The sequence below is a fragment of the Serratia sp. ASV30 genome, assembly GCF_016428815.1.
GTDB lineage: Bacteria > Pseudomonadota > Gammaproteobacteria > Enterobacterales > Enterobacteriaceae > Chania > Chania fonticola_C.
This window is the reverse complement of sequence record NZ_JAELTL010000010.1, coordinates 88,775-114,455: the sequence shown is the minus strand read 5'-3', so window position 1 is coordinate 114,455 and position 25,681 is coordinate 88,775. Positions and strand designations below refer to the sequence as shown.

At 56.3% G+C, this 25,681-nt stretch carries 20 protein-coding genes; 12 read left to right on the top strand and 8 right to left on the bottom strand.

Features of this window, described 5'->3' with window-relative positions:
- The first annotated feature begins 92 nt into the window (after positions 1–92).
- The 3 genes from JHD74_RS06740 to JHD74_RS06730 all read left to right on the top strand — a co-directional run bounded on the left by JHD74_RS06740 (position 93) and on the right by JHD74_RS06730 (position 3,005).
- Positions 93–824, top strand: a complete 732-nt coding sequence (locus tag JHD74_RS06740; protein ID WP_021181914.1) for a glutathione peroxidase — start codon at positions 93–95, stop codon at positions 822–824.
- A 133-nt stretch (positions 825–957) separates the two neighbouring features.
- A complete protein-coding gene (locus JHD74_RS06735; protein ID WP_199062176.1) occupies positions 958–2,406 on the top strand; it encodes a dihydrolipoyl dehydrogenase in 1,449 nt (482 codons plus the stop codon).
- 272 nt (positions 2,407–2,678) lie between these two features.
- Entirely contained in the window at positions 2,679–3,005 is a 327-nt protein-coding gene (locus tag JHD74_RS06730; protein WP_074029954.1) for a type II toxin-antitoxin system HicB family antitoxin, read from the top strand.
- 30 nt (positions 3,006–3,035) lie between these two features.
- On the opposite strand, the gene argH is transcribed toward JHD74_RS06730, so the two are convergent.
- From argH to argC, 4 genes are all read right to left on the bottom strand, one after another.
- A complete protein-coding gene (gene argH / locus JHD74_RS06725) occupies positions 3,036–4,409 on the bottom strand; it encodes an argininosuccinate lyase (protein ID WP_074029953.1) in 1,374 nt (457 codons plus the stop codon).
- Between the two features lie 74 nt (positions 4,410–4,483).
- On the bottom strand, positions 4,484–5,701 hold the full coding sequence (locus tag JHD74_RS06720; protein ID WP_074029951.1) for an argininosuccinate synthase: 1,218 nt from the start codon (positions 5,699–5,701) through the stop codon (positions 4,484–4,486).
- A gap of 26 nt (positions 5,702–5,727) precedes the next feature.
- Positions 5,728–6,501, bottom strand: a complete 774-nt coding sequence (gene argB, locus JHD74_RS06715) for an acetylglutamate kinase (RefSeq protein ID WP_199062174.1) — start codon at positions 6,499–6,501, stop codon at positions 5,728–5,730.
- A 20-nt stretch (positions 6,502–6,521) separates the two neighbouring features.
- Positions 6,522–7,526, bottom strand: a complete 1,005-nt coding sequence (gene argC, locus JHD74_RS06710; protein ID WP_024482861.1) for an N-acetyl-gamma-glutamyl-phosphate reductase — start codon at positions 7,524–7,526, stop codon at positions 6,522–6,524.
- A gap of 218 nt (positions 7,527–7,744) precedes the next feature.
- Between argC and argE the strand changes: the two genes are divergently transcribed.
- The 4 genes from argE to rihC all read left to right on the top strand — a co-directional run bounded on the left by argE (position 7,745) and on the right by rihC (position 14,528).
- Positions 7,745–8,890 carry an acetylornithine deacetylase gene (argE, locus tag JHD74_RS06705; RefSeq protein WP_074029946.1) on the top strand — a complete coding sequence of 382 codons (1,146 nt, stop codon included), beginning with the start codon at positions 7,745–7,747 and terminating at the stop codon, positions 8,888–8,890.
- Positions 8,891–9,205: 315 nt separating this feature from the next.
- Positions 9,206–11,842, top strand: coding sequence for a phosphoenolpyruvate carboxylase (ppc, locus tag JHD74_RS06700; RefSeq protein ID WP_024527916.1), 2,637 nt, complete (start codon positions 9,206–9,208; stop codon positions 11,840–11,842).
- A gap of 301 nt (positions 11,843–12,143) precedes the next feature.
- Positions 12,144–13,514 carry a C4-dicarboxylate transporter DcuC gene (dcuC, locus tag JHD74_RS06695; RefSeq protein ID WP_024527915.1) on the top strand — a complete coding sequence of 457 codons (1,371 nt, stop codon included), beginning with the start codon at positions 12,144–12,146 and terminating at the stop codon, positions 13,512–13,514.
- A gap of 78 nt (positions 13,515–13,592) precedes the next feature.
- On the top strand, positions 13,593–14,528 hold the full coding sequence (gene rihC / locus JHD74_RS06690; protein ID WP_199062172.1) for a ribonucleoside hydrolase RihC: 936 nt from the start codon (positions 13,593–13,595) through the stop codon (positions 14,526–14,528).
- Between the two features lie 36 nt (positions 14,529–14,564).
- Here the strand turns inward: rihC and metF are convergent, their stop codons facing one another.
- The 3 genes from metF to metB form a co-directional block, all read right to left on the bottom strand.
- Positions 14,565–15,464, bottom strand: coding sequence for a methylenetetrahydrofolate reductase (gene metF / locus JHD74_RS06685; protein ID WP_024527913.1), 900 nt, complete (start codon positions 15,462–15,464; stop codon positions 14,565–14,567).
- 214 nt (positions 15,465–15,678) lie between these two features.
- A complete protein-coding gene (locus JHD74_RS06680) occupies positions 15,679–18,114 on the bottom strand; it encodes a bifunctional aspartate kinase/homoserine dehydrogenase II (RefSeq protein ID WP_024527912.1) in 2,436 nt (811 codons plus the stop codon).
- A gap of 3 nt (positions 18,115–18,117) precedes the next feature.
- Positions 18,118–19,278, bottom strand: a complete 1,161-nt coding sequence (metB, locus tag JHD74_RS06675; RefSeq protein ID WP_021181896.1) for a cystathionine gamma-synthase — start codon at positions 19,276–19,278, stop codon at positions 18,118–18,120.
- A 317-nt stretch (positions 19,279–19,595) separates the two neighbouring features.
- On the opposite strand from metB, the gene metJ reads away from it, so the two are divergent.
- Positions 19,596–19,913 (top strand): met regulon transcriptional regulator MetJ, encoded by a 318-nt coding sequence (metJ, locus tag JHD74_RS06670; protein WP_006317756.1) that lies wholly within the window; start codon positions 19,596–19,598, stop codon positions 19,911–19,913.
- Positions 19,914–19,985: 72 nt separating this feature from the next.
- Here metJ and rpmE read toward each other — a convergent pair whose 3' ends face one another.
- Positions 19,986–20,201, bottom strand: a complete 216-nt coding sequence (gene rpmE / locus JHD74_RS06665; protein WP_021181895.1) for a 50S ribosomal protein L31 — start codon at positions 20,199–20,201, stop codon at positions 19,986–19,988.
- Positions 20,202–20,400: 199 nt separating this feature from the next.
- Between rpmE and priA the strand changes: the two genes are divergently transcribed.
- From priA to hslV, 4 genes are all read left to right on the top strand, one after another.
- Positions 20,401–22,596, top strand: a complete 2,196-nt coding sequence (priA, locus tag JHD74_RS06660; protein WP_024527910.1) for a primosomal protein N' — start codon at positions 20,401–20,403, stop codon at positions 22,594–22,596.
- Between the two features lie 280 nt (positions 22,597–22,876).
- Positions 22,877–23,905 (top strand): DNA-binding transcriptional regulator CytR, encoded by a 1,029-nt coding sequence (gene cytR / locus JHD74_RS06655; protein WP_024482873.1) that lies wholly within the window; start codon positions 22,877–22,879, stop codon positions 23,903–23,905.
- 195 nt (positions 23,906–24,100) lie between these two features.
- Positions 24,101–25,048 (top strand): cell division protein FtsN, encoded by a 948-nt coding sequence (gene ftsN, locus JHD74_RS06650; protein ID WP_074029940.1) that lies wholly within the window; start codon positions 24,101–24,103, stop codon positions 25,046–25,048.
- 102 nt (positions 25,049–25,150) lie between these two features.
- Positions 25,151–25,681 carry an ATP-dependent protease subunit HslV gene (gene hslV / locus JHD74_RS06645; protein WP_024527908.1) on the top strand — a complete coding sequence of 177 codons (531 nt, stop codon included), beginning with the start codon at positions 25,151–25,153 and terminating at the stop codon, positions 25,679–25,681.

The window sequence follows — 25,681 nt, the reverse complement described above, 5'->3', positions numbered from 1 at the left end:
GAACTATCAAGCCCCGCAGTGAATAATGTCCCCCAACGAAGCGCAACGGCGCCAACATAAAAAATTCATTTTTCTAATTAAGGGGTTAATTCATGTTTACCAGTCAAGAAGGCAAAAAAGTCCCTCAGGTTACCTTCCATACTCGCCAGGGCGACCAATGGATCGATGTCACCACGGATGACCTGTTTAAAGACAAGACCGTGATTGTGTTCTCCTTGCCGGGCGCGTTCACCCCAACCTGCTCATCAAGCCATTTGCCGCGCTATAACGAACTGTCTAGCGTGTTCAAGCAACACGGCGTTGACAGCATCCTGTGCGTCTCGGTGAACGACACCTTTGTGATGAACGCCTGGAAAGCCGATCAACACGCCGAAAATATTACCTTCGTGCCGGACGGCAACGGTGAATTCACCAAGGGCATGAACATGCTGGTTGAGAAAGCCGATCTGGGCTTTGGCCCGCGTTCATGGCGCTACTCCATGCTGGTGCGTAACGGTGTGGTAGAAAAAATGTTCGTCGAACCAAACAAGCCGGGCGACCCGTTTGAAGTTTCTGACGCTGACACCATGCTGAAATACCTGGCACCGGAATTCCAAGTGCAGGAATCGGTTTCCCTGTTCACCAAACCGGGTTGCCCGTTCTGCGCCAAAGCCAAACAAATGCTGCAAGAGCGCGGGATCCAATATGAAGAAATCGTGTTGGGCCAAGACGCGACCACGGTCAGCCTGCGCGCTGTCAGCGGCCGCGCTACCGTGCCACAGGTGTTTATCGGTGGTCGCCACATCGGTGGTAGCGACGATCTGGAAAACTTCCTGTCAGCCTGAATGATAAAAATAAACCCGATGGGCCTTAGGCACGGTTCAACAATCTGTCGCCTGAAAAAACCAACGGTATAGCAGTAATGTGACTTTTGGCGGGTGCTAACCCGCCCTTTTTTTATTCCCTTCAGGAGCGGATATGAAACTGTTGAATGTCGACGTCGCCGTTATTGGCGGCGGCACTGCCGGACTAGGCGCTTACCGCGCAGCAAAACTTTCTACCCCGAGCGTGGTGATGATTGAGGGCGGACCTTTTGGCACGACCTGTGCCCGCGTTGGCTGTATGCCTTCCAAATTGCTGATTGCTGCGGCAGAAGCGGTGCACCAGATCGAACGGGCTCCAGGGTTTGGTATCCATCCTGCGGGAAAAACCACCATCAATGGCCGTGAAGTGATGGATCGCGTCAAACGCGAGCGCGATCGCTTCGTCGGTTTTGTACTGGAAGGGGTCGATAGCATCCCGGCCGCAGACAAAATTCAGGGCTATGCCCGCTTCATTGACGACAACACTTTGCAGGTTGACGAGCATACGCGCATCGTCGCGCAGCGTATCGTAATTGCCACCGGCTCCCGCCCTAGCTGGCCTGCGCCGTGGAACGATCTGGGCGATCGCCTGATCGTCAATGACGATGTATTTAACTGGGATGATTTGCCGCAGTCCGTCGCGGTATTTGGCCCAGGGGTGATCGGTTTGGAACTGGGCCAGGCGCTGCATCGCCTTGGCGTTGCCACTAAAGTGTTCGGCGTTGGCGGCGCGGTTGGCCCGCTGACCGACAGCGTAGTGCGGGAATATGCCGCTAAAACGCTGGGTGAAGAGTTCTATCTCGACCCGGATGTCAAAGTAGACATCATGCAACGCGAAGGCGACAAAGTGTTTATCCGCTACCAGGATCTGCACGGCCAAACGCAGGAAATGATGGTGGATTACGTGCTGGCCGCCACCGGCCGCCGCCCGAACGTCGACAAGCTGGGATTGGAAAATACCACCCTGGTGCTGGATGCCAAAGGCGTGCCACAGGCCGATCGCTTAACCATGCAAACCAGCGTGCCGCATATTTTCATCGCCGGGGATGCCAGTAACCAGTTGCCATTGCTGCACGAAGCCAGCGATCAGGCTCGTATTGCCGGGCACAATGCGGGCAGCTTCCCAGAAGTAACACCAGGCTTGCGCCGTAGCGCGATTTCCGTGGTGTTCTCAGACCCGCAAATCGCCATGATCGGCTCAACCTTCCGTGAACTGAACCAGAAATTCAGTGCCTGTGGCTGCTTTGAAGTGGGTGCCGTATCGTTCGAAAACCAGGGCCGTTCCCGGGTAATGCTACGCAATAAAGGCATCTTGCACGTCTATGGTGAGCAAGGGACTGGCCGCTTCCTGGGTGCTGAAATGATGGGGCCGGACGTGGAGCATATCGCCCATCTGCTGGCCTGGGCACATCAGCAGCAAATGACCATCGACCAAATGCTGGATATGCCGTTCTACCATCCGGTGATCGAAGAAGGGTTGCGTACCGCGCTACGCGATCTGCAAGCCAAGCTGAAGCTGGGTGAGTCTGAGGCAGAACGCTGCCAGCGTTGCCCTGGCGAATAAGCCTTTCGCGATTGCGTCAGTCAGCACAACCGGGCCTCCATGCCCGGTTTTTTACGTATGTCATTCCAGCCTTGAATCCCCTTGCTTGCCGAGTTTTGGTTTTAGCGTCATTTTTATGCTCCTTTATCTTGAAATGATATCAATATTGATACTAATATAGGGCGCTAAATGAAAGGACTCAGAGAAACCATTGACGATCTGCAATAGCGGCATGGCAAAGGGATATCAAGTCAAGCAGGTGATCAGCGCGCTGGCTAAACTGGAGGAAGAAAATGGAAAAACATGAGCATTACACTTACCGCATAACCTGGTCAGCGGAGGATAGCGAGTATGTCGGCCTCTGTACGGAGTTTCCCTCTCTGTCATGGCTGGCACCTACCCGTACCGCTGCGTTGGACGGTATTGAAAAGCTGGTGAGCGATGTGATTGCCGATATGCTCGCCCAGGGCGAAACGCCGCCAGAGGCACTGGCAGAGAAAAGCTTCAGTGGGAAACTGGTGCTGCGGATGGCCCCGGAACAGCATCGCCGTCTGGCGATAAATGCTATGGATGAAGGCGTTAGCCTGAACCGTTATTTGTGCGCCCGATTGGCAGGATAAGGGCAGCATTGCGCTGCCCTCAAGCGTAGCTTAGAACAGGCGTTTTTTGGCCTCGGCGATCGCATAGGCAACCTGTTGTGGAGAAACGCCGCCCTTGGCCGCGCGCTTATCCAGGCAAGATTGCAACGACAGGATCGGATAAACGTCGTCTCCAATCACGCTGTTGAACTTCTGCAAATCGCTCAGCGGCAGGTCTTCCAACGGCTTGCCCTGGCGGATCGCTTCCACTACTGCTTCACCCACAATGTGGTGCGCTTCGCGGAACGGCACACCTTTGGCAACCAGATAGTCTGCCAGTTCGGTGGCGTTGGCATAGCCTTGCTGTGCCGCTTCTTGGCAACGCGGGCGCTTCACCTGAATGCCGTCCAGCACCAATGCCGCCATCTGCAGGCAATCCATCCACGTGTCGAGCGCGTCGAACAGCCCTTCTTTGTCTTCCTGCATGTCTTTGTTGTAAGCCAACGGCAGGCCTTTCAACGTCATCATCATGCCGGTCAAGGCCCCTTGCACACGGCCAGACTTGCCACGGATCAGCTCTAACGCGTCCGGGTTTTTCTTCTGTGGCATCAGGGATGAACCTGAGGTCACGCGATCCGAAAGCTCGACAAACGCCGCTTCGCCGCTGTTGAAGAAGATCAGATCTTCGGCAAAGCGCGACAGGTGCACCATGCTGATGGCAGCATTGGACAGCAGCTCCAGCACGTGATCACGATCGGAGACGCTGTCCAGGCTGTTGCGCGTGGCAGAGGCAAAACCCAACCAGCCAGCCAGTTGTTCACGGTCGATCGGATAAGCAGTTCCGGCCAAGGCACCGCTACCCAGCGGGCTAACGTCCAGACGTTTCAACGTATCCTGCAGGCGGCTTTCATCACGCGCCAGCATCTCAACGTAAGCGAGGCACCAGTGGGCAAAAGTTACCGGCTGGGCACGCTGGAGGTGGGTGTAACCCGGCATCACCGCATCCTGATTGGCTTCGGCGGTTTCTACCAGCGCCTGTTGCAGCTGTACCAATGCCTGATGCAGTTCACTAACCTGATGTTTGCACCACAGTTTCAGATCGGTGGCCACCTGATCGTTACGGCTACGGCCGGTATGCAGCTTTTTGCCCAGATCGCCGACTTTCTCGATCAGCTTCTGCTCGACCCAGCTGTGAATATCTTCTGCGTCGCTGTTAACGATCGCCAGAGGATCGGCCTGCACTTCTTCCAGCAGCACGTTCAGTGCCTGCTCAAGCTGCTGTTGCTCTGCTGACGTCAGTACGTTGACGGTCACCAGCGCTTTTGACCAGGCGACGGAGCCCACAATATCCTGTTCCGCCAGGCGATAGTCGAAGCGCAGGGAATCATTTAACTGTTTGAACCGCTGATCCGCTGCCTGACTAAACCGTCCGCCCCAAAGTGCCATAATCTTGCTCCTGAATAAGTATGCGAAAGGGCGCAGCATGCTGCGCCCCTCAAATTGACGCTAAACCAACGACGTTACTTTTTCTTCTCGTTCAACGCGCGGATACGGGAAGAGAGCGAGAACAGACGGATAAAACCACCCGCATGGCTGTGATCGTAAACTTCGTCTTCGCCAAAGGTCGCAAATTCTTCTGAGTACAGGCTGTTGGCCGATTTCTTCTGGATTGCCGTCACCTGGCCTTTATACAGTTGCAATACCACTTCGCCGTTAACTTCTTCCGCCAGCGCTTGTGCGGAAGCCTGAATGGAACGACGCAGCGGAGCAAACCAGCGACCATCGTAGACCACATAGGACATTTCCAGGCCCAACTGCTCACGCCATTTAAAGCTATCACGATCCAGTACCAACTGCTCGACCCCACGCAGCGCAGCAACCATAATGGTGCCTCCTGGGGTTTCATAGCAACCACGGGATTTGATGCCTACCAGACGGTTTTCCACGATATCGATACGGCCCACGCCATGTTTGGCACCCAGCACGTTCAGGGCTTCCAGGCACTTGTACGGGCTCATGGCTTCACCGTTAACGGCAACCACGCAGCCTTTCTCTACGGTGACGGTCACTTGTTCTGGCTTGTCCGGGGCTTCCAACGGATCGACAGTCCAGACCCAGCAATCTTTGTTTGGTGCATTCCACGGGCTTTCCAGCACGCCGCCTTCGGTAGAGATGTGCCAGGCGTTTTCGTCACGGCTGTAGATCTTCTCCAGCGAAGCGGTGGTTGGGATATTACGCGCTTTCAGGTAATCCAGCAGGGCCTCACGGGAACGCAGGTTCCACTCACGCCAAGGCGCGACCACCTTCAGGTGCGGAGCCAATGCGGTATAGGTGGTTTCGAAACGCACCTGATCGTTGCCTTTACCGGTGGCCCCGTGGCACAGCGCATCGGCACCCACTTTCAGCGCCAGCTCAACCTGAGCCTTGGCAATGATCGGACGTGCCATTGAGGTACCCAGCAGGTAGCTGCCTTCGTACAGTGCACCGGTCTGCAGCACCGGATAAACATAGTCACGGATAAACTCTTCACGCAGATCGACAACATGACACTCAGAGGCACCGGATTGCAGAGCTTTCTGCTCAACGCCTTCCAGATCGCCGCGCTCCTGGCCGATGTCTGCCACGAAGGCTACCACTTCACAGCCACCGTAGTTCTCTTTCAGCCACGGAATGATGGCCGAAGTATCCAGACCGCCGGAGTACGCCAGAACGATTTTCTTGATGCCTTTGTTTTGCATTGTGTTATTCCTTTTTAATTCTAAATTTAAGCGAGGATCCGGGTGCCAATCGACACACCATTAAACAGAGCAGGGAGCTTTTCGGCATTACGCCAGCTGGCGATATCTACCGGGCGGCCAAGGGTACGTGCAGCATCCAGCGCCGCATTGACCTTCACCACCATACCATCGGTAATGATGCCTTGAGCAATCAGTTGCTCGGCTTTTTGTGCGGTCATTTCCGCGATGCGCTGCCCTTTGCCGTCGAGAATACCGCTGACATCCGACAGCAAGATTAAATCCGCCCCCAGCGTGGCGGCCAGGGCCGTCGCAGCCTGATCGGCGTTTACGTTCATCAGTTGGCCTTCGGCAGTGATGCCGATGGAGCTGACCACTGGCAGGTAGCCAGCGCCCAACAAGGTATTGAGCAGCGCAGGCGTTCCTGGTACTGCGTGGCCCACGTGGCCCAACACTGGGTCCAACTGAGTTACCGCAACGCTGCCACCGTCCGCCAGGCTCAGGCCAACCGCATTAATTTTGTGCTTCACCGCCCAGGCCAGCAGGGTTTTATTGGCCGTTCCTGCCAGTGCGCCGGTGATGATGTCGATCTGATCGGCTGGAGTAACGCGCAGGCCGTTCTTCTTCACTACCGGCAGGGAGAGCTGTTTCATCAATTCATCCACCACGCAGCCGCCGCCGTGAACGATCACCAGCGGGCGCTGATGTTCCTGGCGATAGACATCCAGCGCGGTAAACAAACGCTCCAGCGCTTCCTCACTGTCCAGTAGCACGCCACCTAGTTTGATAATCAATGGATTCATTGCTGTTTACTCACGCTGATTTAAAGTAAGGATTGGGTTTCAGGGAAGCCGAAACGGATATTCAGACACTGCACCGCCTGAGCGGCCGCACCTTTCAACAGGTTGTCTTCTGCGGCTACGGCGATCAGATGCTCGCCCTGCACGGCAAAGCCGATATCGCAGAACGGCAGGCCCACCACGGATTTCAGTGCCGGCACCCCTTGGTCATACAACCGCACCAACGGTTTGTCGTCATACGCCGCATGGTAAGCCGCTGCCACGTCCTGCGCGGTGACGCCCTTGTTCAGGCGGCAGGTGATGGTTTCCAGAATACCCCGAGGGAAGTTTCCCAAGTGTGGCGTAAAGATAACCGGCACCCCAAGATGGGCAGAAATTTCTGGCTGATGACGATGATTGAACAGGCCATAAGGTTGCAGGCTGACTTCACAGAAACTGGTCGTGACGCTGGCTTTACGCCCTGCACCACTCACGCCGCTAACGGCGTTGATGACCGGCCATTGATCCAGGTTCAGTAATTGCTTGTCGAGCAGCGGTTTGAGCGCCAGCTGCGCCGCCGTTGGGTAGCAGCCCGGCACGGCAATCAACTGCGCCTGCTTGAGTTTTTCACTCTGCCACTCCGCCAGGCCGTAAACTGCCTGCGCCAGCCAGTCGGCATGCTGGTGTGTAAAACCATAATACTGTTGATAAAAATCAGCATCCTGCACGCGGAATGCGCCGGAGAGATCGAACACCACGCAACCCGCGGCCAGGAATGCTGGCGCGATGTCGTGGCTCACCTCATGGGCAGTCGCGAGGAAAACAACGTCGATGCCTTTGGCCGCTGCGGCAACGTCAACCAGCGGCTGTAATGGCAGATCGACGATGCCTTTTAATTGAGGGTGCAGCTCGGAAAGCAATTTTCCTGCATCTGCACTTTGCGCTGAAACCGCTAAAGCGGTTATGTTCATGTGTGGGTGGCGATTCAGGTAAGCCGTGAGCTCTGCTCCGGCATAACCGCTGGCACCAACAATCAGCGTATTCAACATGTGGCCTTTCACCTTCTTGGCTAGCAATCTAAGAGTCACGGCGACCCTGGTAGCAGGGCTTGGTCGCGTTGTTGCGCGGTTCACCCACGTGGTTGAGCGTGATGTTTTTATCAACATCCGGGTTGCAGGTTCCCTTACGCTCTAGCTTACTGTATTTTTATTCAAAATAAATGCATGAATATTGATACTATCCTAACCAAAGGCTGTCAACAGTGAAGATGAAATTACCTCCATTTATTGAGCTGTACCGGGCGTTGATCGCCACTCCATCGATCAGCGCCACCGATGGCGCCCTCGATCAGAGTAATGAAGCATTAATCAACTTGCTAGCCGGCTGGTTCAACGATTTGGGCTTCCGCGTCGACGTGCAGCCCGTGCCGGACACCCGCAACAAATTCAACCTGCTGGCCAGCCTCGGTGAAGGCAGCGGCGGCCTGCTGCTGGCGGGCCATACGGACACGGTGCCTTACGATCAGGGGCGCTGGACACGAGATCCCTTTACCCTGACCGAGCACGACAACAAGCTGTACGGGCTGGGGACCGCCGACATGAAGGGCTTCTTCGCCTTTATTCTGGATGCGGTACGCGATATCGATGCCAGTAAGCTGACCAAGCCGTTGTACATTCTGGCTACCGCCGATGAAGAAACGACGATGGCTGGCGCACGCTACTTTGCTGCCTCCAGCAAAATCCGCCCGGACTTTGCCATCATCGGCGAGCCAACCTCGCTGCAACCGGTGCGCGCGCATAAAGGCCATATCTCCAGTGCGATCCGCATCGTTGGTCAGTCGGGCCATTCGAGCGATCCGGCGCGCGGTGTCAATGCTATCGATCTGATGCATGAGTCGATTGGGCATCTGATGGAATTGCGCAAAACCCTACAAGAGCGCTACAACAACCCGGCGTTTGCGGTGCCTTACCCAACCATGAACTTTGGCCATATCAGCGGCGGCGATGCGGCTAACCGTATCTGTGCCTGCTGTGAACTGCATATGGATATCCGCCCGCTGCCGGGGATGACGCTGGATAACATCAACGAACTCCTGCACGAAGCGTTGGCACCGGTAAGCCAACGTTGGCCGGGCCGCTTGACGATCGATGAGCTACATCCGCCGATCCCTGGTTACGAATGCCCAACCGACCATCACATGGTGGCAGTGATTGAAAAACTGCTGGGTTCACGCACCGAAGTGGTCAACTACTGCACCGAAGCGCCGTTCGTCCAGGAAGTGTGCCCAACGCTGGTGCTCGGCCCAGGTTCGATCAATCAGGCGCATCAGCCGGATGAGTATCTGGATACCGCATTTATTGAGCCAACGCGTAAGCTGCTGGGTCAGTTGGTCGACCATTTCTGCCGGCAATAAACCTTAATAACAACAGGGGAATGGGTTACCATTCCCTACCTCTTAAGACGTAGTAATTTAAGCCGATAAGCCAGACTGATAACCGGCCGCGCGTAATTAAATTTCAGAAAATACGCCGAATTTGATGTTTTTTTGCTAAAAATAGTGTCAATTGATGATTGGACAGGCACGTGACCAGATAAAACCGGCAGGCTGCGACGGCACGTGAAATTTACTTACAAGATGAAAAATCACGTACTCATCGTGTTCAGGTAGTGGCGAAAAACACCACGATCGGAGGATGATAAGTATGCAAAGAACTGGGTCAGGGATTATATGAACGAACAATATTCGGCAATGCGAAGTAATGTCAGTATGCTCGGCAAACTGCTAGGCGATACCATTAAAGAAGCGCTGGGCGAGCATATTCTCGATCGCGTTGAAACTATCCGTAAGCTTTCCAAATCTTCACGTGCCGGTAACGAGGCGCATCGTCAGGAGCTGCTCTCCACGCTGCAGAACCTGTCCAACGATGAGCTGCTGCCCGTTGCCCGCGCCTTCAGCCAATTCCTTAATCTGACCAACGTTGCCGAGCAATACCACAGCATCTCGCCACACGGCGAAGCGGCTAGCAACCCGGAAGCCTTGGCGCAGTTGTTTACCAAGCTGAAAGACAACAAGCTGGATAACAAACAGCTGCAAAAGGCGGTGGACGATCTTTCCATCGAGCTGGTCCTGACCGCTCACCCAACGGAAATCACCCGCCGCACCCTGATCCACAAGCTGGTTGAGGTGAACACCTGCCTGAGCCAGCTGGACCATAACGACCTGGCCGACTACGAACGCAATAAAATCATGCGCCGTCTGCGCCAGTTGGTCGCGCAATCCTGGCATACCGACGAGATCCGCAAGAATCGCCCATCCCCGGTCGATGAAGCCAAATGGGGCTTTGCCGTGGTGGAAAACAGCCTGTGGGAAGGTGTACCGGCCTTCCTGCGCGAGTTCAACGAACAGTTGGAAAACTCCATCGATTACCGCCTACCGGTAGAAGCCGTGCCTATCCGCTTCACCTCCTGGATGGGCGGCGACCGCGACGGCAACCCGAACGTAACCGCCGAAATTACCCGTCACGTGCTGTTGCTGAGCCGCTGGAAGGCCTGCGATCTGTTCACCCGTGATATTCAGGTGCTGGTCTCCGAGCTATCGATGACCGAATGTACTCCTGAGCTGCGCGAACTTGCCGGCGGTGACGAAGTACAAGAACCTTATCGCGAATTGATGAAGCAACTGCGCAGCCAGCTGATGAGCTCCCAGGCCTACCTTGAAGGCCGCCTGAAGGGTGAGCGCGTGCTGCGTCCGCACGACCTGCTGGAAAATAACGAGCAGTTGTGGGAACCGCTGTACGCCTGCTACCAATCTTTGGTGGCCTGTGGCATGAGCATTATCGCCAATGGCCAACTACTGGACACGCTGCGCCGCGTACGCTGCTTTGGCGTGCCGCTGGTGCGTATCGACGTGCGCCAGGAAAGCACCCGCCATACCGAAGCCATTGCCGAACTGACCCGCTATCTGGGCCTGGGGGATTATGAGAGCTGGTCAGAAGCCGACAAACAGGCATTCCTGATCCGTGAGCTGAACTCCAAGCGTCCGCTGGTGCCACTGAAGTGGGAGCCGAGTGCAGACACTCAGGAAGTGCTGGAAACCTGCAAGGTGGTCGCCGAAGCGCCACAAGGTTCGATCGCCGCCTACGTCATTTCCATGGCTCGTACCCCGTCCGACGTCTTGGCCGTGCACCTGTTGTTGAAGGAGACTGGTTGCCCATTCGCGCTACCTGTGGCCCCACTGTTCGAAACCCTCGACGATCTGAACAACGCCGAAGACGTGATGACCCAGTTGCTGAACATCGACTGGTACCGCGGCTTTATTCAGGGCAAACAGATGGTCATGATCGGCTATTCCGACTCGGCAAAAGATGCTGGCGTGATGGCGGCCTCCTGGGCGCAATACCGTGCACAGGACGCACTGATCAAAACCTGTGAGAAGGCCGGAGTAGCGCTGACGCTGTTCCATGGCCGTGGTGGCTCAATTGGCCGTGGTGGCGCACCTGCGCACGCCGCTCTGCTGTCCCAACCACCAGGTAGCCTGAAAGGTGGCCTGCGCGTGACCGAACAGGGCGAGATGATCCGCTTTAAATTCGGCCTGCCAGAAGTCACCATCAGCAGCCTGGCGCTGTACGCCGGTGCGGTGTTGGAAGCCAACCTGCTGCCACCGCCGGAGCCTAAGCCAGAATGGCGCACGCTGATGGATGAACTGTCCGAAACCTCGTGCAACATGTATCGCGGTTACGTGCGTGAAAACCCTGAATTTGTACCTTACTTCCGCGCCGCTACGCCAGAGCAGGAACTGGGGAAACTGCCATTGGGTTCACGCCCGGCCAAACGCCGCCCGAACGGCGGTGTTGAAAGCCTGCGCGCCATTCCGTGGATTTTCGCCTGGACGCAGAACCGCCTGATGCTGCCAGCCTGGCTGGGTGCCGGTGCTGGCCTGCAAGAAGCGGTGAAGGCCGGTAAGCAGGATCAGTTGGAAGCCATGTGCCACAACTGGCCGTTCTTCTCTACCCGTATCGCAATGCTGGAAATGGTCTATGCCAAAGCCGACCTGTGGCTGGCGGAATACTACGATCAACGCCTGGTAGACAAGGCCCTATGGCCGCTGGGCAAACAGCTGCGGGAACAGTTGGCCAGCGATATCAAGGTGGTGCTGACCATCGCCAACGACGATCATCTGATGGAAGACCTGCCGTGGATCGCCGAATCTATCGCGTTGCGCAACGTCTACACCGACCCGCTAAACGTGTTGCAGGCCGAGCTGCTGCACCGTTCACGTCAGCAGGAGCACCCGGATGCCCGCGTTGAGCAGGCACTGATGGTCACTATTGCTGGCGTGGCGGCCGGGATGCGCAACACCGGCTAATATTGCTTCATCATTTACTGCAAGCACCGATGCGATCGGCGTCGGTGCTTATTTTCCCCCGGTTATCCCCCCGTCCCTAATCTGCGGATTTTGTCCCAGCGGTCACTCGCTGCGGGTTATCAATACTATTATTCTGAGTCCATGCTCCGTTTGGCCACACCTTTTGTGTTGATTATGCAAAGAATTCCGTCAGGATTACCGGTACTAATTGTTACTGGTGATAGACAAAGACCTTACCTTCTTGAAAATATCTTCACAGAAAGATATTTATCATGAAGATTGATGATGGCAGGGAAAGTAAATGGATGTAGCACTATTAATCAGCTTGGCAGTACTCGTCGTGGCCGGTTACGCCATTGCCAAGAACTACGACACCAAGCTGGTGTTGTTTAGCGCAGGGATCGTACTCATGTTGGCGGCAGCCACCTTGGGCTTGCCGATTTTGAGCGCTGGAACGGGGACGGGAACCGTCTGGTTGGATCCGTTAAAACAAATCGAGCTGGATTTCATCAAGCAGTTTAGCCGGGCGGGCATCATCATCATGGTGCTGTTCGGCTTTTCCGCTTATATGTCGCACATTGGCGCAAACGATGTCGCGGTTAAAATCATGTCAAAACCCATCGCGAAGATCCGCTCCCCCTATATTCTGGTGCCGATCGTATTCTGGATAGGGTCACTGTTGTCGTTGATTATTCCCAGCGCCGCCTCCCTCGCCGTGATTTTAATGGCCACGCTCTACCCCATTCTGCGGGTGGCAAACATGTCCTCGCTCAGCGCCGCCGGGGTTATTGCCACTACCGCCACCATCGTGCCCACTCCGCTGGGTGGTGATAATGTGGTCGCAGCCAAAATCCTGGGTTTCGAGCACGTGGTGGACTACGTCACCCTGCACCATGCCGTTATCTCACTGCCGGTGCTGGCCATTATCGGCATCGCGCACTATTTCTGGCAAAAGTACATGGATAAGCGCCAGGGTGCAGCCGCGTTTACCGACGTCGATGAGAGTAAATTGGCCACCAACAGCCAGCTTCCTCCGGCTTACTATGCCCTGTTCCCACTAATCCCGTTACTCCTGATCGTGATATTTGGCCTGTTCTTCCGCCAGATCAAAATCGGCCTGGTGGAAATTACCCTGTTCTCGTTTGCCCTGGCCTTTATTGTGGAACTGATCCGCAAGGGCGACCTGCGCGAGCAAATGAAAAACTCGTCGCTGTTCTTTACCGGTATGGGGCAAGGCTTCTCACAGGTGGTGGTGTTGATCGTGGCTGCCAGCACCCTGGTAGCCGGGTTGACCGCCATCGGGGCCATCGGCACCGTAGCCTCGCTGGTTAAAGAGGTCAATAACGCCGGGATCGGCCTGATGTTTATCTTCTCCGGCCTGACCGCGCTGATCACGCTGATCAGCGGTAGCGGTAATGCGGTGTTCTACTCCTTTATCGAGCTTATTCCCTCGATAGCCACCCAGGCTCACGTCGATCCGGTGATGATTGCCCTGCCGATGCAGCTGACCTCAAACCTTATCCGTGCGATGTCGCCAGTCTCTGCAGTGGTGATCATCGTGGCATCAGTAGTCAAAGTCAGCCCGATTGAGGTGGTCAAAAGAACCTCGGTGCCGTTGCTGATCGGGTTTATCGCCACCCTGATTTTCACGCTGATCCGCTATTCGTTCTGAGGAGATGCCAATGAGCACTATCGCCAGCTATTTTGACCTTCAGCGCTAACGCCTGATCCATCCTGTATGGGAGATATTATGTCCTCTAGCTCTGCACCTATTGCCATGATCCTGGATACCGATCCCGGTATTGATGACGCCGTCGCGCTGGTTGCCGCGCTGTTTCATCCAAAAATCGACCTGCGCCTGGTGAGTACGGTGGCAGGCAACGTCAGCGTGGATAAAACCACCAACAATGCGCTGCGCCTGCTGCATTTCCTGGGTGCGTCCACCCCCGTAGCTCGCGGGGCAGCGGCTCCGCTGGTGCGTAAACTGGAGGATGCCAGCCATATTCACGGCAACTCCGGCCTGGATGGGTACGAGTTTGAAGAATCGACACGGCAGATCGTTGACGGTCATGCCGTTGAAGTGATGCGCGACCTGCTTCTGGCCAGCAAGGAGCCGCTAGTCTTGGTGCCGATTGGCCCGTTAACCAACATTGCCCTGTTGCTCACGCTCTACCCGGAATGTAAGCCATCTATCGCGCGGATCGTCATGATGGGAGGCTCCGCCAGCCGTGGCAACCATACGCCAAACGCGGAGTTTAATATCTACGTGGATCCCGAGGCCGCCAGCATGGTGTTTACCAGCGGTATCCCGATTGTCATGTGCGGGCTGGACGTCACCAACCGGGCTACGCTCACCGCCGAGATGATTGCCAGCTTACCCACGCTGAACCGCACCGGGGCCATGCTGCATAGCCTGTTCCAACACTATCGGGGTGGGAGTATGAGCCGTGGGCTGAAAATGCATGACCTATGCGCTCTGGCCTATCTGGCAAAACCCGAGCTGTTTACCACTCAAGCCTGCCATGTGGCGGTAGAAACGCAAGGTGAACTGACCAGAGGAACGACCTGCGTCGATCTGGCCAACCGTCTGAAACGGCCAGCCAATGCCGAGGTTTGTCTGGAAATCGATGTCGAAGGATTCCGGCAGTGGTTCCTGGAGATGCTCACGCAACCGGCCGTTCCTTGATGATGGCGCGGTTGCCGCAACGGCAACCGCTATCTATCAGCCAACCACTGCACCAGGACGCACGCCCAGGGTATGGCAGATGGCGTAGCTCATTTCCGCACGGTTGAGCGTATAGAAGTGGAAATCTTTGACCCCTTCGCGGCTCAGGATCTTCACCATATCCATGGCGATATTGGCACCGACCATCTTGCGGGTTTCCGCATCGTCATCCAGCCCGGCAAACATGCTGGTCATCCAGCTTGGCACCCGCACGTTGGTCATGGTGGCAAAGCGCTGGAGCTGTTTGAAGTTGGATACGGGCAGAATGCCCGGCACGATTTCTACGTCGATGCCAGCGGTCACACAACGATCACGAAAACGCAGATAGCTTTCTACGTCGAAGAAGAACTGGGTGATGGCACGGTTGGCACCGGCATCGATTTTACGTTTCAGGTTGATCAGGTCTGACTGGGCGCTTTTCGCTTCCGGATGCACTTCCGGATAGGCCGCGACAGAAATATCAAAGTCGCCGACGTCTTTGAGCAGCGTGACCAGATCGGCCGCATACATTTCCGGCTTGCCACCGCCTGGCGGTAAATCACCGCGCAGCGCGACAATATGGCGGATACCGCTGTTCCAGTAATCGGTAGCGATCTCACGCAGCTGCGCCGGGCTGGCATCAATACAGGTCAGGTGAGGGGCAGCTTCCAGACCAGTACGCTCTTTGATCCCCTTGATGATGCTGTGGGTACGGTCGCGCTCACCCGAGTTGGCACCGTAGGTCACAGAGACAAACTTGGGTTTGAGGCTGCTCAGGCGATCGATCGACTGCCACAAGGTATCTTCCATCTCGCTGGTGCGCGGCGGGAAGAACTCGAACGACACGTTAATCTGGCCGTTTAACTCTGCCAGACTCTGATTCAGCGCTTCCCGCTGGTTTGCGTGATAAAAACTCATACCCTGTCCGCCTCTTATCGATCACTGTTTTGCTTCGTTATAATAAGCGTCTATACGTTTAGACGTCTAGATAGAAAATGCCGGATGTTGCCTGAAGAGTCAACAGGAAAGTGAGGGAGATACGATGATTAATCCTCACGCAAGATGAGAGAATTTCATGTTGAAGGATTGAACGGGGGCAGCGTAGCGCCACCCCCGAGGTTAAAGCGAAGATTTAAAGCAGTTGTGCCAAGCGATTAAGGTCGGACTGGATGGCTCCAGCAGTCACGTCGCGACCGGCCCCTGGCCCACGGATGACCAGCGGGTTGTCGCGATACCAGCGGCTCTCGATGGCAAACACGTTGTCACAAGGCAGCAGCGAAGCCAGCGGATGTTCTGGCCGCACGGCCTCAACGCCAACGCGCGCTTTGCCATTGGCATCGAAACGCGCCACGTGGCGCAACACCAGGCCCATTTCGTTGGCCGCTTCGAAACGCTGTAGCATTTGCTGATTCAGCGCATCGCCGTTCTCGAAGAACTGATCGATGGAGCCTTGCTCCGCGCCTGCAGGCACCAGCGACTCCACCCTCACCTGGTTAGGTTCAATGTCATAACCCGCCTCACGCGCCAGGATCACCAGCTTACGCATCACGTCTTGTCCAGACAGGTCAACACGCGGATCCGGCTCCGTCAGCCCCTGCTGCCAGGCTTGATCCACCAGCTCGGTGAACGGCACCGTGCCGTCAAACTGCAGGAACAGCCAGGAAAGCGTGCCGGAGAAGATGCCGCTGATCGCCAGGATGCTGTCCCCGCTGTCGCGCAGATCGCGCACGGTATGGTTCACCGGTAGCCCGGCCCCCACGGTGGCGTTATACAGCCAGTGGCGGCCCGTTTTGGCAAACGCATCGCGGATCTGGCGGTAATTGGCGCTGCACGAGGCCCCCGCCAGCTTGTTGGCGCTGATCACATGGAAGCCATAGCTGGCAAAGTCCAGATATTGCTCCGCCAACTCCCCGCTGGCGGTGACGTCGAGCACCACCAGATCGTCGAACGGGTGCGCCCGCATCCACAGGAACAGCGACTCTTCGTCCAGTTCCTGGGCTTCATCCTCAAAGAACGCCAGCGCGCGGCTGGCGTCCAACCCTTCATAATTGAGCAGGCTGCGACGGCTATCCACCACCCCTGCCAGGCTAAACTCAAAGCCGCTGCGCGCAGAGATATTCTTCTGTTCGCGAGCAAACAGTTCCAGCCAGCGCGAACCAATATTGCCTTTGCCAAACAGCACCAGGCCAATACGCTTTTCCGCGCGGAACAACGTTTGGTGCAGGCCCTGGATCAGCAGACCGGTCGGCCCCTGACGCAGCACTGCCACCAGGCTGATGCCATCTTCTGCCTGCCAGATGAACTCCACCGGCTGGTCCTTCAACTGCTGATAGAAACGATGGCTATGCAGTGGATTCTTGCACACGCCCGCGCCCACCAACGCTACCAGCGCCAACCCTTCACGCAGTTGCAGTTCACCCGGTAATCCGGCCTCCTGCAAAATGCGCAGCACGCTACCCACCACTTCCGAGGTGTAGCACAGCTGGAGCAGGTTACGGTCAGGATGAACCCCTACGGCCAAGGGTTTGATCTGTGCACGTTTGAGCACCAGATCCAACTCTTTCTGCGCCAGCTTGAAGTCATGCTGCGGCGCAACGCTGAGTTCGATCAGGCAGACATCATCGTGGCTGGTGACAATTTTGGCACCGGTGCCGGAAGCCAGCACGCGCTCGATACGGGTCGACCCCTGCTCAGGCTGATAGCTGCAACGCAGTTGCAGATCGATATCGCTGCCAGACACCGGCTGCAAGGTACGAGTATGCAGCACCGGAGCCGCCAGACGGGCCAGTTCGCTAGCCTCATCCAGACGCAACAGCGGCAATAGACAGGCATCTTTCACTTTGCGCGGATCGGCGCTGTAAACCCCGGCCACGTCGCTCCAGATGGTGACTCGCTCCACACCGGCCAATGCGCCAACCTGCGTGGCGGAATAGTCACTGCCGTTGCGCCCCAACAGCACGGTTTCACCGCTGTCATTACGCGAAATAAAGCCGGTCACTACCAGACGTTTGCCCGGATGTTGTGCCAGCAGTTGCTGCAATAACGGATAGGAACGGCCTTCGTCAACCTGCGGTTGCGCCGCGCGTTCGGCACGCAGGAAATCACGCGCGTCCAGCCATGCCGCCTGCATGTCCTGCTTGTTCAGCACCGCAGCCATCAGGCGGGCTGACCAGATCTCACCATGCCCCACCACTTCGGCATACACCGCATCATCAACCTTGCCGTCCAGCAGGATCGCCAGGCGTTCAAGATCGTGGATAAATTCGGCAATCAGCGGTTCCGCCGTTTCTACAGGCAACAACCCGCCGATCAGCTCACTGTGATAACGGCGCAGCGTTTGCTGCACCTGATGCGCGGAAAGACGATCGCTCTGGCTGAGCTTCAGCCAGCTGATCAGTTGGTTGGTGGTGCTACCCGCCGCCGACACCACCATCATGTCACCCGGCTGGCTGTATTCGGCCATGATCCCGGCCACCCGCAGATAACACTTCACATCTGCCAGGCTGCTGCCGCCAAATTTGTGCAGTTGACGTCCGCTAACCGGCCCTGCTACCGCAATTGCATTCATGACTTACCTCGTAGCCGCCGCCTGGAAGGCTTGTTCCAGATCGGCAATCAAATCTTCGCTGTCTTCAATCCCCACGGAAACACGCAGCAGGCTTTCGGAAATCCCCGCTGCGGCACGCGCTTCTGGCGCCATACCGGCGTGAGTCATGGTTGCCGCATGTGAGATCAGGCTTTCTACGCCACCCAGGGATTCCGCCAGCGTAAACAGCTCCAGAGCAGACAGGAAGCGGCGCAGCAGCGCTTCATCCCCATCCAGTTCAAAGCTGAGCATGGCACCGAACCCACGTTGCTGACGGCACGCAATCTCATGGCCAGGGTTTTCTGGCAAGGAAGGATGATACAGCTTTTTGACCAAGGGTTGCTGCTGTAAATAGCCGACAATCGCCTCGGCATTATGTTGTGCAGCCTTGATACGCGGCGACAGGGTACGCATCCCCCGCAATAACAAATAGCTATCGAATGCCGCGCCGGTGACGCCAATATTGTTGGCCCACCAAGCCAGCTCGACCGCCAGATCTTTATCTTTAGCGATCACCGCGCCCGCGACCACGTCGGAGTGGCCGTTGAGGTATTTGGTACAAGAGTGGACGACCAGGTCGGCACCCAGTTCGATCGGCTGTTGCAGCGCCGGGCTGAGGAAGGTGTTGTCCACCACGGTCAGCGCACCAGCTTCGTGGGCCGCTTTACAGATGGCGGCAATATCCACCACGCGTAATAACGGGTTGCTTGGGCTTTCGATCAGCACCAACTTCGGCTTTTGAGCCAACGCATCGCGCAATGCGGCTTCATTCCCCTGATCGACAAACAGCACTCGATACGCTCCGCGTTTGCTCAGGCTGTCGAACAGGCGGTAGCTGCCACCGTAGCAATCATGAGGGGCCACCAGCAGATCGCCCGGTTTGAGAAATACCGTGGTCACCAGATGGATCGCCGACATCCCGCTCCCGGTCATCACCGCCCCCGCACCTCCTTCCAACTCTGCCAGCGCACGCTGCACGACATCACGCGTCGGGTTACCACGACGTGAGTAATCATGAGCTCGGGGCTGGTTGAAATCGGTGAAGTTATAGGTACTGGAAAGATGGATCGGCGGGACGACACAGCCGTACTGTTCGTCATCATTCAGACCGCTACGTACGGCAATCGTGGCTGGTTTACGCGTCATAGGGTGGCTCGGCTCTCGGAAAGTGGGGGAATAAGGTCTAAAGATTAACCGCAGCGGATATAGACGTCAATACATCTGGACATCTAAACTTCTTTGCGTATAGATTGAGCAAAGGGACAATACCCGCTAAAATTATGGCGGTTTGTCATGACGATAAGATGTTAGCCCAATAATGCATAGGCATAGCCTATTAAATCATCAGATTCAGTGACCCTTATCGCGTAAAGTAGACATTTATTTAGTGAGCACAGTGAAGATCGGGCATAATTGGCCGGTTTTTAGAATTTTGTATTTTTCAGACAAATTTAAGGTGTCCCATGGCTGAGTGGAACGGCGAGTATGTCAGCCCTTACGCTGAACACGGTAAAAAGAGCGAGCAAGTCAAAAAAATCACGGTATCTATTCCGCTGAAGGTGCTGAAAATCCTGACGGATGAACGGACTCGTCGCCAGGTCAACAACCTGCGCCACGCCACCAACAGCGAACTGCTGTGTGAAGCATTCCTGCACGCCTTTACCGGCCAGCCGCTGCCGAACGATGAAGACCTGCGCAAAGAACGCAGCGATGAAATCCCGGAAGCCGCGAAAGTACTGATGCGAGAATTGGGTGTCGACCCTGATACCTGGGAATATTGATCCTGCCTGTACCGAAGGCAAAAACGAAAAAAGGCGCCCGAAGGCGCCTTTTTCATCTGACGATAAGAAAACTTATTTCTTAACGCCTGGTACGCTGAAACGCTTGTTGAAGCGGTCAACGCGGCCACCGGTAGCAACATCACGCTGCTTGCCAGTGTAGAACGGGTGGCATTCGCCACAAACGTCCAGGTTCAGATCGTGACCCACGGTAGAGCGGATTTTGATCACGTTACCGCAAGAGCAGTTTGCAGTAACTTCTTCGTATTTAGGGTGAATACCTTTTTTCATGGGAGAACCTCAGTTAAGGCCGTGTCGCTATCCAGCCCTGTTCCGCCAGACACCACACGTGGTTGATAATAGGTTTTGATATGGGATTATACCAAAGGCGGCAAATTATACAGAATAAAATGTAGCGCGCAATCGGATCCGTACATTTGCCAGCCTACCGTGTAAACTAGCCAACACTTTTTTCTACCTGGACAGCCACATGCCTGTTGTACACGTTGCTCTACCGGTTCCCCTTGCCCGCACCTTCGATTATCTGCTGCCCGCCGGCCTGCAGCCGGTCATCGGCGCGCGCGTCAGTGTGCCTTGGGGAAAGCAACGGGCGATAGGCATCATCACTGGCAGTAGCGAGAGCAGTGAACTGCCGCTGGAAAAGCTCAAGCCCATCGATAGCCTGCTGGATAACGACTCGCTGTTCACCACCAGCCTGTGGCGCATCCTGCTGTGGGCCAGCGATTACTACCATTACCCGATCGGTGAAGTGTTGTTCCATGCGCTCCCCATTCTGCTGCGTCAGGGTAAACCCGCAGAGGCCGCCCCGCTGTGGCAATGGTTTGCTACCGAACAGGGGCGCGCAACCCCGCCGGAAAGCCTGAAGCGTGCGCCAAAGCAGCAACAGGCACTGGCGGCACTGCTGCAACGCCCGGTGTATCGGCATCAGGTCAGCGAACTGGAGCTGACGGAAAGCGCACTCCAGGCGCTACGAGCCAAAGGCTTGATCGACCTGCGTTCGCAAACGGTGGCAACTCAGGACTGGCGGCCAGGCTTTGCCGTACTCGGTGAACGGCTGCGGCTCAACACCGAACAGGCCACCGCCGTGGGTGCGATCCGCAGTGAAGACGGCCAGTTTGCCGCCTGGCTGCTGGCCGGGGTTACCGGATCCGGCAAAACCGAAGTTTATCTCAGCGTACTGGAAAATATCCTGGCGAAAGGTAAGCAGGCACTGGTGTTGGTGCCGGAGATCGGCCTCACCCCGCAGACCATCGCTCGCTTTCGCGAACGCTTCAACGCGCCGGTAGAAGTCCTGCACTCCGGCCTGAACGACAGCGAACGGCTGGCCGTTTGGCTGCGCGCGCGCAGCGGTGAAGCCGCCATTGTGATCGGTACCCGCTCGGCGTTGTTCACCCCCTTCTCGCGCCTTGGGGTGATCATCATCGACGAAGAACACGACAGCTCCTATAAACAGCAGGAAGGCTGGCGCTATCACGCTCGCGATCTGGCGGTGTTCCGCGCTCACGCCGAAAACATCCCGCTGGTGATGGGCTCGGCGACGCCAGCGCTGGAAACGCTGCACAACGTGCAGTTAGGCAAATACCGTCAGCTCAAACTGACCCAGCGGGCAGGCAACGCCAAACCGGCCAATCAGCATCTGATCGATTTGAAAGGCTTGCCGCTGAAGGTCGGGCTCTCTCAGCCCCTGCTGAAAAGCATGCAGCACCACCTGAAGAACGGCAACCAAGTGATCCTGTTCCTTAACCGTCGTGGCTATGCCCCCGCGCTGCTGTGCCATGAGTGTGGCTGGATCGCCGAATGCCAGCGCTGCGACCATTACTATACGTTCCACCAGCATCAACGCCAGCTACGCTGCCACCACTGCGACAGCCAACGCCCAGTGCCACATCAGTGCCCGCAGTGCGGTACCACCAACCTGGTTTCCGTCGGCGTCGGTACCGAGCAGTTGGAGAATGAACTGGCTCCCCTGTTCCCGGAAACCGCGATTACCCGTATCGATCGCGATACCACCAGCCGCAAGGGGTCACTGGAACAGCATCTGGCCGATATTCACCGTGGCGGCCCGCGTATCCTGATCGGCACGCAAATGCTGGCTAAAGGCCACCACTTCCCGGATGTCACGCTGGTGGCATTGCTCGACGTGGACGGCGCACTGTTCTCCGCCGATTTCCGTTCAGCCGAGCGTTTTGCCCAGCTCTATACTCAGGTTTCAGGCCGTGCCGGGCGGGCAGGCAAGCAGGGCGAGGTGCTGCTGCAAACCCATCACCCAGAGCACCCGCTACTGCAAATCCTGCTGCAACAGGGCTACGACGCCTTTGCCAAGCAAACCCTGGCCGAGCGTAACAGCGTCTTCCTGCCGCCCTACACCAGCCACATCATCGTGCGTTCGGAAGATCACGATAATCAGCAGGCACCGCTGTTCTTACAGCAGCTACGCAATCTGTTGGAAGCCAGCCCGCTGAAAGATGACTCTCTGTGGGTCATGGGCCCGGTTCCTGCCCTGCAACCCAAACGCGGGGGTCGCTTCCGCTGGCAACTGTTGTTGCAGCACCCATCCAGAAAACTGTTACAGCACCTGATAAAGAGCACGTTGCCATTGATTGGCACCCTGCCGCAGGCGCGTAAAGTCAAATGGACGTTAGACGTTGATCCCATTGATAGCTGATTAAGAAAAATCTTAATTCCACGGTTAAAAGCAAACGTTTACACCACAATTTGCGAGCGAACACGAAAAAACCTTCCTGCGTCACACTTTTCATGCAAATTAGGTAACAAAAGCGGCCCGTAATCTGTTTAGAATGGCGGTGAAGGCATTTTTTCAGCCAGGCAATGGAATGCTTGAATGTGGATGACGCTAAAAATAACACCACCACCACTGCATGCCAGAATTTGTGAGCAAACTGAAGTAACCGCGTTAGCCGGGTGCTGACGCAAGGAGAAAGGCGTTGGAACACAAGCAAGAATTACCCATGGCGACCATGAAAGACGTTGCCGAAATGGCCGGCGTTTCCACGGCAACCGTGTCGCGTGCGCTGATGAATCCGGAAAAGGTGTCAACGCCAACGCGCCAGAAAGTGGAACAGGCCGTGCTGGCCGTGGGTTACTCCCCTCATGCCCTGACACGCAATATCAAACGCAATGAATCCCGCACTATCCTGGTGATCGTCCCGGACATCTGCGATCCGTTTTTTGCCGACGTGATCCAGGGGATCGAGCAAACGGCAGCGCAGCAGGGTTACCTGGTGCTGATCGGCGACTGTGCGCAGCAGAACCAGCAGGAACGCACCTTCGTTAACCTGATCATCACCAAACAAATCGATGGCATGCTGCTGCTTGGCTCCAACCTGCCTTTCGACGCCAGCAAGGAAGAGCAACGCAACCTGCCGCCGATGGTGATGGCCAACGAGTTTGCACCGGAGCTGGAACTGCCAACGGTGCATATCGACAACCTGACCGCCGCGTTTGAAGCCGTACATTATCTGCATCAGCTTGGCCATAAACAGATCGCCTGTATCGCCGGGCCAGAACAGATGCCGCTGAGCCATTATCGGTTGCAAGGCTACATTCAGGCGCTACGCCGTAATGGCATTACCGTCGAAAGCAGCTATATTACCCGGGGTGATTTCACCTACGAAGCTGGTGCACAGGCGTTAGCCTCACTGATGGCACTGCCGAAACCGCCAACGGCGGTCTTTTGTCACAGCGACGTCATGGCGATCGGCGTATTGTCCCAGGCGAAAAAGCTGGGCTTGCGGGTACCGCAGGATCTGTCGATTGTCGGCTTTGACGATATCAAGCTGGCGCAGTATTGCGATCCGCCGCTGACCACCGTGGCGCAGCCCCGCTTCCAGATTGGCCAGCAGGCAATGTTGCTGCTGCTGGAACAGTTACATGGGCAAACCGTGAACAGCGGTTCCCGGTTACTGGACAGTGAATTGATCATCAGAGGCAGCACCGCGGCCCCTAAACGCTAGTCAAATATTTTTGGGTTAAGTAACATGGCTGACCCAGCGCCGGCCAAACCGGCGTAATGATCATTGTTGTGGTCATTTTGCCAGAACCGCTCCCCGGAGCCTGCCTACACCTACAGGGCAGTAAGCTGATGCAAAATGGCCGATAAAATAGCCAGAGGATAGGTTTTAACCTCATCACGACACAGCGGAATTATAGTGGCACAGAGAGACTATGTAGGCCGCGGGCGCTCAGGAGCAGCGCGGCGCAAGACCCCCAGCCGTAAAAAACGCAGTTCTCCAAAGGTATCCAAAACCGTGGTGGCGCTTGCCGTCGCCATTCTGGTTGTCTTTATCGGTGGTCTTTATTTCATTACCCACAATAAACCGGATGAAACGCCGATGTTGCCTACGCATGGCACACGCCCGGGCAATGGTCTGCCACCGAAGCCGGAAGAGCGTTGGCGTTACATCAAAGAGCTGGAGAACCGCCAGATCGGCGTCAAGACACCTACCGAGCCAACGGCCGGGGGAGAGGTCAATTCCAAAACTCAGTTGACCGACGAACAACGCCAATTGCTGGAGCAGATGCAGGCCGATATGCAGCAGCGCCCAACGCAGCTGTCTGAAGTGCCTTACAACGATCCTTCACAGTTGCGTAACGGTGGGCGGCAACAGCAGGTACAACCGCCGGTACAGCAGATAGCACCACCAGCGCAGCAACAGCAGGTCACTCAGCCTCGCAACCCGTTCAACAACGGCGCAGCACCCGTGCAGCAACAACCGGTACAGCAGCACCAACAACAAGTGCAGCAGCCGAAGCCGCAGGTACAGCAACCCAAACCCCAGGCCGTGACTCCGCCAGTGCAGACTCGTCAGCCAGAAGTGAAACAAGAAGTAAAAACGGAAGCGGCCAAGCCGGAAACCAAGCCTGAGTCGAAGCAGAAGTGGATGGTGCAATGTGGTTCGTTCCGCGCAGCCGATCAGGCCGAGTCGGTTCGGGCACAGTTGGCGTTTGAAGGGGTTGAAAGCCGAGTCACCGCAGGTGGTGGCTGGAATCGCGTGATGCTTGGCCCATACAGCAGCCGCGCCGCCGCAGACAAAACCCTGTCCCGCCTGAAGGGCATGGGCATGTCAAGTTGCATTCCCCTCTCCGTCGGGGGTTGAAAAGCGTCAATCTCCCCCCATCTATAGTCTCAATATGCCTCGTAGTCTCTGCCAACGCAGAGGCTGCGGGGACTTCTTTCCGTCCGCAACGAGGGTCTGCTCGTGACAACAATTGTAAGCGTACGCCGCAACGGCCAGGTAGTGATCGGTGGCGATGGCCAGGCCACACTGGGCAACACGGTAATGAAGGGCAACGTCAAAAAAGTCCGTCGCCTGTATAACGATAAAGTGATTGCCGGTTTCGCCGGGGGTACGGCTGACGCTTTTACCCTGTTCGAACTGTTCGAGCGCAAGCTGGAGATGCACCAGGGCCATCTGGTGAAAGCGGCCGTTGAGCTGGCAAAAGACTGGCGTACCGACCGCATGCTACGCAAGCTGGAAGCCCTGCTGGCGGTAGCCGATGAGACGTCCTCGCTGATCATCACCGGTAACGGTGACGTAATTCAGCCAGAAAATGATTTGATTGCGATCGGCTCCGGTGGCCCTTATGCCCAGTCGGCCGCACGTGCGCTGTTGGAAAATACCGAAATGAGCGCCCGCGAAATCGTGGAGAAATCCCTGACCATCGCCGGCGACATCTGTATTTACACCAACCATTGTCACACCATCGAAGAATTGCCTTCCAAAGCGTAA

Coding starts and splice junctions, on each gene's coding strand:
- JHD74_RS06740 (WP_021181914.1), top strand. CDS start 93: ATGTTTACCAGTCAAGAAGGCAAAAAAGTCCCTCAGGTTACCTTCCAT.
- JHD74_RS06735 (WP_199062176.1), top strand. CDS start 958: ATGAAACTGTTGAATGTCGACGTCGCCGTTATTGGCGGCGGCACTGCC.
- JHD74_RS06730 (WP_074029954.1), top strand. CDS start 2,679: ATGGAAAAACATGAGCATTACACTTACCGCATAACCTGGTCAGCGGAG.
- argH (WP_074029953.1), bottom strand. CDS start 4,409: ATGGCACTTTGGGGCGGACGGTTTAGTCAGGCAGCGGATCAGCGGTTC.
- JHD74_RS06720 (WP_074029951.1), bottom strand. CDS start 5,701: ATGCAAAACAAAGGCATCAAGAAAATCGTTCTGGCGTACTCCGGCGGT.
- argB (WP_199062174.1), bottom strand. CDS start 6,501: ATGAATCCATTGATTATCAAACTAGGTGGCGTGCTACTGGACAGTGAG.
- argC (WP_024482861.1), bottom strand. CDS start 7,526: ATGTTGAATACGCTGATTGTTGGTGCCAGCGGTTATGCCGGAGCAGAG.
- argE (WP_074029946.1), top strand. CDS start 7,745: ATGAAATTACCTCCATTTATTGAGCTGTACCGGGCGTTGATCGCCACT.
- ppc (WP_024527916.1), top strand. CDS start 9,206: ATGAACGAACAATATTCGGCAATGCGAAGTAATGTCAGTATGCTCGGC.
- dcuC (WP_024527915.1), top strand. CDS start 12,144: ATGGATGTAGCACTATTAATCAGCTTGGCAGTACTCGTCGTGGCCGGT.
- rihC (WP_199062172.1), top strand. CDS start 13,593: ATGTCCTCTAGCTCTGCACCTATTGCCATGATCCTGGATACCGATCCC.
- metF (WP_024527913.1), bottom strand. CDS start 15,464: ATGAGTTTTTATCACGCAAACCAGCGGGAAGCGCTGAATCAGAGTCTG.
- JHD74_RS06680 (WP_024527912.1), bottom strand. CDS start 18,114: ATGAATGCAATTGCGGTAGCAGGGCCGGTTAGCGGACGTCAACTGCAC.
- metB (WP_021181896.1), bottom strand. CDS start 19,278: ATGACGCGTAAACCAGCCACGATTGCCGTACGTAGCGGTCTGAATGAT.
- metJ (WP_006317756.1), top strand. CDS start 19,596: ATGGCTGAGTGGAACGGCGAGTATGTCAGCCCTTACGCTGAACACGGT.
- rpmE (WP_021181895.1), bottom strand. CDS start 20,201: ATGAAAAAAGGTATTCACCCTAAATACGAAGAAGTTACTGCAAACTGC.
- priA (WP_024527910.1), top strand. CDS start 20,401: ATGCCTGTTGTACACGTTGCTCTACCGGTTCCCCTTGCCCGCACCTTC.